The 7,827-nt window shown below is 73.8% G+C and carries 5 protein-coding genes; 1 reads left to right on the forward strand and 4 read right to left on the reverse strand.

The genetic code is table 11. The annotated features are described in order from the left end of the window. Window positions 1–205 precede the first annotated feature (205 nt). On the forward strand, window positions 206–799 hold the full coding sequence (locus AXW62_RS18010) for a TetR/AcrR family transcriptional regulator (protein WP_236259206.1): 594 nt from the start codon (window positions 206–208) through the stop codon (window positions 797–799). A gap of 52 nt (window positions 800–851) precedes the next feature. On the opposite strand, the gene AXW62_RS18015 is transcribed toward AXW62_RS18010, so the two are convergent. From AXW62_RS18015 to AXW62_RS18030, 4 genes are all read right to left on the reverse strand, one after another. Then, a complete protein-coding gene (locus tag AXW62_RS18015; RefSeq protein WP_060945427.1) occupies window positions 852–1,724 on the reverse strand; it encodes a peptidoglycan-binding protein in 873 nt (290 codons plus the stop codon). An 80-nt stretch (window positions 1,725–1,804) separates the two neighbouring features. Next, entirely contained in the window at window positions 1,805–3,340 is a 1,536-nt protein-coding gene (locus AXW62_RS18020; RefSeq protein WP_060945428.1) for a DUF6519 domain-containing protein, read from the reverse strand. A gap of 78 nt (window positions 3,341–3,418) precedes the next feature. Then, entirely contained in the window at window positions 3,419–5,596 is a 2,178-nt protein-coding gene (locus AXW62_RS18025; RefSeq protein ID WP_060945429.1) for a hypothetical protein, read from the reverse strand. Then, a partial coding sequence (locus AXW62_RS18030; protein ID WP_063817607.1) for a putative baseplate assembly protein occupies window positions 5,593–7,827 on the reverse strand: 2,235 nt, incomplete at its 5' end. The genes AXW62_RS18025 and AXW62_RS18030, both read right to left, overlap by 4 nt.

Below are 7,827 nucleotides of genomic sequence, written 5' to 3' on the forward strand. Positions count from 1 at the left end.
GGTAGCCAAAGTCACCACGCGTTGACAAAAGCGTTGACAAAACATAACGCGCTGGATCCGATCTTGGTCAACATGTGATGACAACAAGGGATGACTTCTGGACATGCGGCGCTGAACCGGCAGCATGGGGGGCACGGTCCAGGCGGAGGTACGACAGGTGAACCCAGCAAACGACAGACAACGGGGCGACGCACTCCCCTCACGCGTGCGCAAATACGACGCGGCGGGCACCCGCACCGCGCTGCTGAGTGCCGCGACGCTGCGGTTCGCGCGGTACGGCTACGACGGCTGCGGTGTGCGCGACATCGCCAAGGACGCCGGAGTGGACGCCGCCCTGGTCTACCGCTATTTCGGCTCAAAAAAGGCGCTGTTCGACGCGGTGTCGGGAAAGACCATCAGCGTGTTCGAACCGCTGGACCACCTGCCGCTGGACGAGGTGCCGGAGTGGATCTGCGAGATCGTGTCCAAGGCCCCCACCGAGGAGCAGGCCCCGCATCCGCTGCTGACCAAGCTGCGCTCCTCCAACCGGGAGGAGAGCCTGGGGCGGCTCCGCGAGGACATCGCCGAGGTGTTCTCGGAGCGGTTCGCCCGGCGTCTGGAGGGCGAGGACGCCGAGGTGCGGGCCGAGTTGCTGGGCGCGTGGTTGATGGGCGTCACGCTCATGCGCCTGTCCATCCGCTCACCGGCGCTGTCCTCCGCGTCGCACGACACGCTGTTGCGCTATCTCCGGGCGAGTCTGGACCCGCTGCTGAACGCGGGCTGCCCCGAGGCCGGAAACGAGTGCGGCGAGGGCCACTGACCCTCTTCTCGTTCCGGCCCCGGGGCAGCGGGACCAGCCGGCGTGGCGGCGGCTACACGTCCGGCACGCGCAGCTTGTCCCAGCTGGTCCGGCCGGGAATGCCGTCCGCGTCATCGCCGGAGTAGCCCAGTTTGCGCTGCCAGGCCGCGTAGGACTTCCGGTCCGCCTCGGTCCACTCCGGGCCCGGTCCCTCCTCGTAGCGTCCGCAGCCCTCGGCCACCAGCCGCTTGCCCATCGCCGTGATGATCTTGCTTTCGCGGCCGGCCCGGAAGAAGCCGGCCCCCGGGAACGGCTCATAGGACGCCGGCGGCTCGGGGGCCGGGCCGTCCGGCCCCGCGCCGAGCCGCTTGGCGATCCGGCCGCGCATGGTGTCCATGGAGAAGCCACGCGGGTCGACCTTGCCCGGCTGCCACTCCAGATGGCCGATCACCGAGCGCTGGGTCCAGCCGTGGGCGCGGCAGATGGCGGCGGACACCTTCTCGATCGCCAGCTTCTGCGCCTCCGGCCAGGGGTCCTCGCCGTCGCCGAGGTTGACGCACTCGAAGCCGTAGAAGTGGCGGTTGCCGTCGGTGTCGGCCTCGTTGTCGTCGGGCAGCGCGGTTTCGTCGACGACGGCTCTGAGCACATCGCCGTCGCCGAGGCCCGCGTGGTTGGCGCGGCCGTTGCCGACCAGGTGGACCGCGCCGGACTTGTCGATGACCCCGTGGCACAGCGGCCCCGGCAGCGAGGCGTGTCCCTCGTAGCACAGCTCCACGGAGGAGGCCGTGCCCTGGGTGACGGTGTGATGGATCATCACCCCGTTGACCGGGCCCCAGGGGCCCTTGGCGTTGCGGTTGTGAGTGCGCCAGTCGCGGTACTCACGGACGTCCAGTCCCTCGTCGCGAAGCGCCTTGAGCAGACGGCCGGCGGTGAGAGGTGTGGCCATGGTGATGTACTCCTTTAAGGATGAGGCACGGTGATGTACGGATACGGGGGGCGCGGAGCTCAATCGGCCCCGCACCCGGCCTACCCCTCCGGCTCCGCCTCCGCCGCGGCCCGGGCCTCGGCCTCCGCTGCGGCCTCCGCCGCGAGCGCCTCCGCGTCCGCCGCCGGGGCGGGCGTGGCCAGCGGCCCGAACACCATCCGCAGATCCAGCTCCGCCTGCTCGGCCGTCACCCACGCCAGGGGCGCGTAGTGCACCTGGATCCCGGCCGGGGCCTGGAGCAGGGGTTGACGGGCCGTGTTCACCGGCCACTCCACGGCGCCGGTGGCGGTCCGGGCCGGGATCAGCCAGTGGTCCCCGGGGCGGTAGGTGCCCCCGGGGGCGAAGTACACCTCGACACCGTCCTCCAGGGGCAGCCAGCGGCCCTCCTCGACCGCGAGGGCGCCGTGCCGGGGCCGTGCCGCCGCTCCCTTGCGCGGCCGCCGGGTGGGTTCCCGGTGGTCCCAGCGGCGCAGGAAGGGCCGCAGCTCGGGGCGGCGCCCGACGCCGGGCGCCGGCTCACCGGACAGCCGCACCCGCCGCCCCGGCAGATCGACCTCCTCCACCCGCGGCAGCGGCAGCGGCTCACCGCGGCCGGTGTAGGCGGCGTCCACGAACTCCACCCGGTCCCCGACGTTCAGATCCAGCTTGTCGTCACCGCCGAGGGAAGCCAACTCCACCCAGGTGCCGTCCAGTTCGTCGACCGGGAAGACCACCGAACCGTTCTCCCGGGACCATTTGAAGGTGGCCTCCCGCGCCGTGCCGCCCTCGTGGATCTCCACCCGGTACAGCTGGTTCTCCGGCCCCCGGTAGCGGGCGTCCGGCCGCACCAGGCAGGGGTCCTCGTCCGCGTGTTCCGGCCGCTCGGCACGGGCCGCCAGCCGGGACGCGGGCGCCGCCGCCTTCCGCGCCCACGCGCCGAACGCCTTGCCGACCTGCTCCTTGGTCGCCCCCTCCGGGTCCTCCAGCTCCAGGGCCGACCCCTCCAGCGGCAGCACCTGCCAGACCACCTTGACGCGCGCCGCCGTGTCCGGCATCGCCGGGCCGAGGGCCACCTCACGCAGCGCCGGATCCTCGGTCGCGGAGACCGACCGCTCCCACACCTTGAGGTAGACCAGGAACGGACGCCGCTCCGGCAGCCGGTCGCCCGGCCGCTCCGGGTCCCGGTAGGCATCGGGCTGGTCCCAGTAGGTCCAGGTGGCGGGCGGCTCGTCCGGTCCGGGCGGGTCCGCCTCGCCCTCGTCGCCCGGGGCTCCTTCCGGCGCCTCCTCACCGACCGCCGCACCGGGCAGCGGCCGGGTCGCGTCGCACAGGATGCCGTCGACGTAGTAGCGGCCGCCCCCGATGGTCAGGTCGTCCAGGTCGCGGCTGCCGCCTTGGAACGTGATGTGGAAGCCGGCGTCCGCGGCCGGACCGCCGTGCTGCCCGATCAGATCGGCGGCGAGGGTACGGACCTGGTGGAGCTGGATGGCGGTCTGCTCGTTGGCGTCGGCGTCGAGTTGCGCCCGGCCCTGCTGGGCGACGACGGCGGAGTAGTGCCGGCCGGGCCGGAAGGTGACACGGGAGAGATCGGCGTGCATGGAAGGGGTCCCCCTCGAAAAGGTTCGGAAGGTCTGCGGGCGCGGGCGGGCGGACTGGGGTGCCGGTGTCGCGTCGGATCAGGTCACGGCGATGACTCCCGCGTCCGTGCCGGCCGGCGTGTACTCCGCGAGCCGCGCCCGCAGGCTGTCCTCGCGCTGTGGCCGGTACAGGTCGTGGAAGGCGCCCATCTCGGCGCCGTCCTCCGCGCCCCGGCGGATCTCCTCCGCGCATCCGGCCGCCAACTGCCCGTACGCCGGTGTGCCGTAGCGCTCGCCGCCGAACCTCGGCCGCACCCGCCACGCTTCCTCGGCCCCCACCAGATCCGGCTGGCAGCGGTGGCGGCGCGGGGTGCGCGAGCCCGGCGGCACATAGCTGAACCGCAGACATCCGACCCCGCGCCGGGCCACGTGCATCCGCCCGGTGAAGATGCTGTTCTCGCCCGACTCGACGGCGTGCGCGCGCACTTCGCCGATCACGGTGGTGCGGTGGGCGTACAGCACGGCGTGGGCGTGGCGGCAGTCCGGGGCGGACAGCGCCGGACGGTCGTGTCCGGTGGCGTCCAGGATGGAGTCGCGGATGTGCAGGGCGAGCGGGTCGGTGTGCACCTCCTCGCCGATGACCTCGATGGTGCCGAGGATGCTGCGCTCGATCTGGACGCACGCGGTGGTGCGCTCCAGGACCAGGCTCGGCTCGTCGGGCGAGCGCGGCGCGCACTCCGGCTCCAGGGACCAGCCGGGGACGAGGGTGCAGTGGCGCAGCGCCACGGCGCCGACCGGTCCGGTGACGTTCAGGCCGCGCCCGGCGATCAGCAGCCCGTCCAGCACGATGCGCGGCGCCTCGCCACCGGTGTTCCCGTGCTCCTCCCGGGCCCGGATGTTGAGCGCGTCGGGGCGGTTGCTGTACCAGTCCAGCAGCCGGATCACCGGCCGGGTCCCCTCGGCGGCGCGCAGTTCGAGCCGGTCGCCCGGGTCCAGGTCGAAGTCCAGCTGCTCCTGGTAGGCGCCGCTGTGGGTGATCTCGATGACGCCCTCGGGGCCGCACCGCCCAGCCCGCCGGTCGTGCCGCCACTGCCGGTACGCGTCCATGATCCGCTGATGGGCGCGGCCCGGCCCGACCTGGTAGACCGCCGCGGCCGGGGAGGTCTCGCGGTCCTCCCGCTCGTACTCCCCGCCGCCCAGGTCGTCCGCGTACGCGTAGTGGTAGGTGACCCATACGCCGTGGCGCGGGGCGGTGCGCGAGCCGAAGGCGATCCGGCCGAGTTCGGGGTCGATGACCACCTGGCCGCGCCGGGCGCGGTAGCGCCAGTCCGTCAGATCGGCCACCACGATGTCCGACGGCGGCACGGGCTCGTCATGGCCGTCCCGCCAGACGGTGAAGGACTTGCCGGGCCCGTAGTGGTCGAGGAGCCGGTCCGCGAGCTGCCGGCGGCGGATGTAGCCGGGCACGTTGTCCGGCGCGGCGGTGTGCGCCGCGGACGGCTCGGGTTCGGGGCGGGTCACCAGCGGGGTGTCGTTGCCGAGGATGGAGAAGGTGAACAGGTTGCGGGCCCGGTCGACGCAGTACGCGGGCGCCCTGGTCACGTGGTAGGGCCTCAGCCGCCAGACGTAGAGCCCGACCCCGGCCGGGGTGTGGCCGCCCGGTCTGCGGCGGGAGCCCGCGCGCCGTACGTCCACCGAGCGCGCCACCGTCCCGAACGGCCCGCCCGCGAGGTCCAGGGCCGCACCGTCCCGCAGATCGGCGAGCCGTCCCCGGGACAGCCGCCGGATGTCCGCCGCCGCGCCGCCCGTCCCGCCGTACAGCCGGACCGGCTGATGGTGCGCGGTGAGCCGGGACAGCTCCACGGCGCGGGCGGGCCATCCGGCCACCGACGCGGACAGCTCCTCCAGCAGCCCGAGCGTGCCCTTGCGCCGCCGGGCCGCGGCGGTGGCGGCCACGTCGCGGCGCGGCGCCAGCGCCTCGGCCAGCCGCAGCCGGGACGTGTCCGGCGGCCCGCCGTCGCGCAGTCCGGTGGCCAGGACGCGTTCGTAGCCGGGCAGCGGGCGGTAGCCCACCAGGTCGCCCAGGTAGGGCAGCACCCACGCGGTGGCGGTTTCCACGAACCAGTCGTCGTAACTGCGCCCGGCCCCGTCGCGGATCCGGTCGGCCTGCTCGGCGATCACGGCGAGCAGGGCGCGCAGGGGTTCGCCCGCCTCGGCGTCCCTGAGGCGATGCCACTGCGGAAGCAGCTCCGCGAGCCCGTCCGGCTCCCTGCTCATGAGGTGACCTCCGTAAGGATCAGCGTGTCCGGGACGTCCGGCGAGAACAGCGCGAGCCGCGCCGGGCGGATGCCGCGGAAGACGCACACCGTGCGGCCCCGGGGGAGCCGTCGGGTGTCGGTGATATCGGGGTTGAGGCGCAGCAGTTCGGCGAGCGGGATGCCGTGGCGCCCGGCGACGTCGGTGAGGGTCTCGCCGTCCGGTGCGGTGACGCGGTAGGTGTCCTCGGCGTACGCGGCGGGCGGGGCCGGGACCACGGCGCCGGGCTCGGTGAGCCGGCCGGTCAGCCCGGCCAGCTCCCCCGGGGTGGCGGAGGCCGGGACACCGGTGAAGGCGTCCACGTCCACATAGTCCACACCGGGCACCGACTGGGCGGTGGCCAGCACCTCGGACAGCACGGCGGGCTGACCCAACTCCCGCCCGGGGTAACCGAGTTCACGCAGCAGCGCCTGACGCAGCCGGGGCTCGACCAGCTCCCAGGAGTGGTCCGGCGCCACCTTTACCCGCGCCACCAGCACCAGCAGCACCAGCTCGCGCACATCCACCCTGACCGGCAGCCGGGTGTCCCCGTAGGCGGCCAGCGAGGCGCGCAGGGCGCGCAGCACCTGGGAGTCCGCACCGATCGGCGCGTCGTCCACTCCGGCCACGGTCACATGGAGCACCCTGCGCCGCCCGTCGAACAGTTCGCGGGCGGCGGCCCGGCCGATACCCGCGCGGGAGCGGGCGAAGTCCTCGTAGTCCCGGAGGGAGACCAGCCGGTCGAGCGCGGAGACCGCGAGTGGAATGGTACGGCGGGTCAGGCCCGGGCCGTCGCCGTCGGCGCCGCCGGTGGCGGGCTGCGGATTGGTGACGGCGGTGACGCCGAGCGGCCGGGTCAGGGCCTGGGTGATGCGGTCCGCGGGGACGTTGGCGGCCCGGCCGGTGCCGAAGCGGTAGCGGGCGCGCACGTTCTCGTGGCCGCCCGGCAGCCGGGCGCCGTGCACCCCGTCGCCGAAGGTCACCGTGGTGCGCCCGTCGCCGGTGGTGCCGGTGACGTACACGCGCTCGTGCGGGCCGCGTCCGGCGAGGCTGTCCACCCGGTGCCACCGCAGCCCGTCGACGCGGATGTCGAGGGCGGGGGTGGCGCCCAGGGGGTTGTCCGCGGGGAGCCAGGTCAGGGGCGACTGCCACAGCGTGAAGGTCTGGTTGGCCTGGGCCGGGTCGCCGCTGCCGATGGGCTCGTCACGGCTCTCGCCGTGCGTGGCGGGCACCACGTTGCCCTGGATCCGGACCGTCTCGCGGCGGTAGCGGAAGGCCAGGTCGGCGGTGAGGGTGAGGGTGGTGTGCACGTGGTCGCCGGGCAGGTCGGGGTCGAGGCGCTGGTCCACGGCGGCGATCACCGCCAGTTCCGTGCCCCGGACCCCCGTCGCCCCGGTGGGCCCGGGGATGTCGGTGCGCTCACCGGAGACCACGATCCGGCGGCCCGGCCGCAGCCCGTCGTACAGCTCGGCCAGCTCGATCTCGTTGCCGTGCACATCCTCGCCCATCGGCTCGTCCGCCGGGCGCAGCGGCTCACCGCCCGCGTGCACGGTGGTGTCGCGGATCGCGGACAGCAGCACGTCGTGTTCGTCGAGCCAGGGGTCGGCGAGGGTCAGCAGGGTGCCCCGGCCGGTGATGCCGTAGTTGGTGTACGCGGCGGTGCGCACGGCGGTGACCCGGGTGGTGACGAGGGCGAGCTTGTCGTCGCCGGGGATGCCGTCCGGTTCGCCGGAGCCCTTGCGGGGGCGCTCGATGGCCACCCAGCCGCCGACCGTGATGGAGTCCTGGACCGAATCCAGCGGCAGGACGTACCGGTTGGCGGGCTCCGGTACGGTCGCGATGCCGATCTCGACGGCCGGTGGCTCGCTGCCGGGAGTGAACCGCAGCGTCAGCTCGTAGGTCCCGTAGGCGATCTGCTTCGGCGCGTCCCCACGGCTCAGCATCCACTGCCGCGACTCGGCGCCGTCCACGACCACATGCACCCGCCCGTCCTCGGCGGGCCGGGACACGAACAGGGTGAGCGCGGGCAGTCCGGGCAGCAGCGTGGCGGTGACACCGGGCTCCTGCGAATCGGCGGGGCGGTTCCTGAGCCAGCCCAGGTCGTGGTCCTGGCCGGTGCGGGTGGACAGCCGGACCTTCCCGGGGCCGAGGTCGAACTCGGCGGTCTGCGGCAGGTTCTCGCTGCGCTGCCAGGACGTCCCGGTCTCGATGTG

It is taken from the genome of Streptomyces hygroscopicus subsp. hygroscopicus, assembly GCF_001553455.1.
In the GTDB taxonomy this organism is placed as follows: Bacteria; Actinomycetota; Actinomycetes; order Streptomycetales; family Streptomycetaceae; genus Streptomyces; species Streptomyces hygroscopicus.